Source organism: Streptomyces nanshensis (genome assembly GCF_001751255.1).
Classification (GTDB): domain Bacteria; phylum Actinomycetota; class Actinomycetes; order Streptomycetales; family Streptomycetaceae; genus Streptomyces; species Streptomyces nanshensis_A.
Genome location: NZ_LJGW01000098.1, coordinates 22,391 through 25,672 on the forward strand (window position 1 = coordinate 22,391; position 3,282 = coordinate 25,672).

General features: G+C 75.6%; 2 protein-coding genes and 1 pseudogene. 2 read left to right on the forward strand and 1 reads right to left on the reverse strand.

The window, feature by feature from the left end; translation table 11 throughout:
• The coding region (locus tag AN218_RS05190; protein ID WP_244900279.1) for a hypothetical protein at positions 1 to 511 on the reverse strand (511 nt) is incomplete at its 3' end.
• A 270-nt stretch (positions 512 to 781) separates the two neighbouring features.
• Here AN218_RS05190 and AN218_RS05195 point away from each other — a divergent pair.
• Positions 782 to 1,729, forward strand: coding sequence for a methionyl-tRNA formyltransferase (locus AN218_RS05195; protein ID WP_070015428.1), 948 nt, complete (start codon positions 782 to 784; stop codon positions 1,727 to 1,729).
• Between the two features lie 221 nt (positions 1,730 to 1,950).
• Positions 1,951 to 3,282 (forward strand): annotated as a pseudogene (locus AN218_RS05200) (RsmB/NOP family class I SAM-dependent RNA methyltransferase); the annotation flags it as partial.

Genomic DNA, 3,282 nt, shown 5'->3' on the forward strand with positions numbered 1-3,282 from the left:
GCTGCCCCGCCGTACGGGACGCCGCGGCGGAGGAGGCGCCCGCCGTGGACGGGACCACGCCGCCGCTGCCGGGCGGGCCCGGCACCAACGGCCCGGACGGCGGCTGCGTACCGGGGGCGCTCTCGGCGGACTGCCCGCCCGCTTCGGCCAGTTCGCGCGAGGCGTTGCGCCGCGACCCGTAACGGCGGTGCACCGCCTGCTTGGTGACGCCGAGGGCGGAGCCCACCGCGTCCCAGGAGAATCCCAGCGACCGGTCGAAGTCCACGGCGGCGGTGACCAGCGTCTCCACGCTGTCCCGCAGCTCCTGCGCGAGGCGCACCGTCGGAGCGGGGGCGCGTCCGTAGACGACGAAGCCCGCGGAGGGGGCGGAGCGCCGCGGGCGGTAGACGTTGCCGAGTTGAGCGGTGAGGGTGCGCAGGGCGTCCACCTGGCGGCGGACCCGCTCGATGTCCCGCACCAGCAGGTGCAGGCTCGCCCTCGCCTGGGCGTCGTGGGTTGCGTGGTCGGCCATGAACAAGCCTCTCGAACCGTCGTACGGGGATGGGAGCCGGGGAAGGGCCCGTTTCGGTCAATATGACTTGACCAACGCGGTAATCGCTGCCCGGTCACGCCCGGGCGGGGCGTGGTTGACGCGGCAGGGTTGCGCGAGGTCCCGTACGCCCCCTCGGGCGGTGCGGAGCCGGGGGAGGGCGCGACCGTAGACTGGCCCGTCGTCGCCGCGGGACGCCGAACGCGCGCCCCCGGCACCGCCGTTCAGTGATCAGTGAGAGGTACCCCACCGATGAGGCTCGTCTTCGCCGGCACCCCCGAGGTCGCCGTCCCCGCTCTCGACGCACTGATCGCATCGGAGCGGCACGAGGTGGCGGCGGTGGTGACCCGGCCCGACGCACGCTCCGGACGCGGACGCCGGCTGGTGCCCAGCCCGGTCGCGCAGCGGGCGGAGGAGGCGGGTGTCGAGATCCTCAAGCCGTCCCGGCCGAAGGACGAGGACTTCCTCGCGAGGCTCCGCGAGATCGCGCCGGACTGCTGTCCCGTCGTCGCGTACGGGGCGCTGCTGCCGCGCGTCGCCCTGGACGTGCCCGCCCGCGGCTGGGTCAACCTGCACTTCTCCCTGCTTCCCGCCTGGCGCGGGGCGGCGCCCGTGCAGCACGCGGTGCTCGCGGGCGACGAGGTGACGGGCGCCAGCACGTTCCTCATCGAAGAGGGCCTGGACTCCGGGCCGGTCTACGGCGTGATCACGGAGAAGGTACGGGAGACCGACACCAGCGGCGATCTGCTCACTCGTCTTGCCTTCGCGGGCGCCGGGCTGATGGCCGCCACGATGGACGGCATCGAGGACGGCACGCTGCGCGCCGTGCCGCAGAGCGAGGAGGGGATCTCGCTCGCGCCCAAGCTGGAGGTCGAGGACGCCCGCGTCGACTGGAGCGCTCCGGCCCTGCGCGTGGACCGTCTCGTACGGGGCTGCACCCCGGCGCCCGGCGCCTGGACGCTCTTCCGCGGCGAGCGCCTGAAGATCCGCTCGCTGACGCAGCGTCCCGGGCAACCCCTGCCGGACGGCGTCGAGTTGGCGCCCGGCGAGCTGCGTGCGGGCAAGAACTCCGTGTGGGCGGGCACCGGTTCGCATCCCGTGGAGCTGCTGTGGGTGCAGCCGCAGGGCAAGAAGCCGATGGCGGCGGCGGACTGGGCGCGGGGCGTCCGGGTCGGCGAGGGCGAGCGGCTGGGGGAGTAGCGGAGTAGCGCACGGGGGCAGTTCTTCGGCCGGGGCGGTCCTCCCGGCCCCGGGCCGCGTACCGGGCCGACCTCGGCCCGCGCGAGCCCGGGCGTACGCTGGCACACGGGCGCGCCGCCACCTCCGGCACGCCGCCCCCGTCCGGCCCGGACGCCGGACCGGTCCGGCCGTTACCGTCCGGCCCCGCACCTCGTCATCACCCGTCCCGGAGCACCTTTCCTGTGAGCACTCGGCAGCGCCGTCCCGCCAAGCCCTACCGCCGTCCGCGCAAGGACCCCGTCCGCATCCTCGCCTTCGAGGCGCTGCGCGCCGTCGACGAGCGCGACGCCTACGCGAACCTCGTGCTGCCGCCGCTGCTGCGCAAGGCCCGCGAGGGCGACGGGTTCGACGCGCGGGACGCGGCGCTCGCCACCGAACTCGTCTACGGGACGCTGCGCCGCCAGGGCACGTACGACGCGATCATCGCCGAGTGCGTCGACCGTCCGCTGCGGGAGGTCGATCCGCCCGTGCTGGACGTGATCTCCCTCGGCGCCCACCAGTTGCTGGGCACCCGCATCCCCGCGCACGCCGCGGTCAGCGCCACCGTCGAACTCGCCCGCGTCGTACTGGGCGACGGGCGCGCCAAGTTCGTCAACGCCGTGCTCCGCAAGATCGCCGCCGACGATCTCGACGGCTGGCTGGACCGGGTCGCGCCCCCGTACGACGACGACCCCGAAGAGCATCTGGGCGTCCGCCACGCGCATCCCCGCTGGATCGTCTCCGCCCTGTGGGACGCGCTCGGCGGCGGCAGCGCCGGCATGGAAGAGCTGCTGGAGGCGGACAACGAGCGGCCCGAGGTCACGCTCGTCGCCCGTCCCGGCCGCGCCACCGCCGAGGAGCTGCTCACCGGGGACGCCGAGCCCGGTCGCTGGTCGCCGTACGCGGTCCGGCTCGCCGAGGGCGGCGATCCGGGAGAGGTGGAGGCCGTACGCGAGGGACGGGCCGGGGTGCAGGACGAGGGCAGCCAGCTCGTCGCGCTCGCGCTGGCGGCGGCGCCACTGGAGCCCGTACGGGAGCAGAGCTCCGGCGCCGAACAGGCCCCGGTACGGGACGAGTTGTGGCTCGACGCCTGCGCCGGGCCCGGCGGCAAGGCCGCGCTGCTGGGGGCGCTGGCCGCCCGGCGCGGGGCGAAACTGATCGCCGCCGAGAAGCAGCCGCACCGTGCGGGACTCGTCGCCCGCGCCCTGGACGGCAACCCCGGTCCGTACGCGGTCGTCACCGCGGACGCCACCCGGCCCGCCTGGCGCCCCGGTTCCTTCGACCGCGTACTGGTCGACGTGCCCTGTACGGGGCTCGGCGCGCTGCGCCGCAGGCCCGAGGCGCGGTGGCGGCGCGGCCCGGAGGACGTGCCGGGCTTCGCCCCGCTCCAGCGCGATCTGCTGCGGCAGGCACTGCGCGCGGTGCGGCCCGGCGGCGTCGTCGGCTACGCGACATGCTCGCCGCACCCGGCGGAGACCCGTGCCGTCGTGGACGACCTGGTCAAGGAGACCGGGGCCGAACTCCTCGACGCCCGG

Excerpts from the sequence above, each read along its gene's own strand:
- AN218_RS05195 (WP_070015428.1), top strand. The coding sequence starts at position 782 with ATGAGGCTCGTCTTCGCCGGCACCCCCGAGGTCGCCGTCCCCGCTCTC.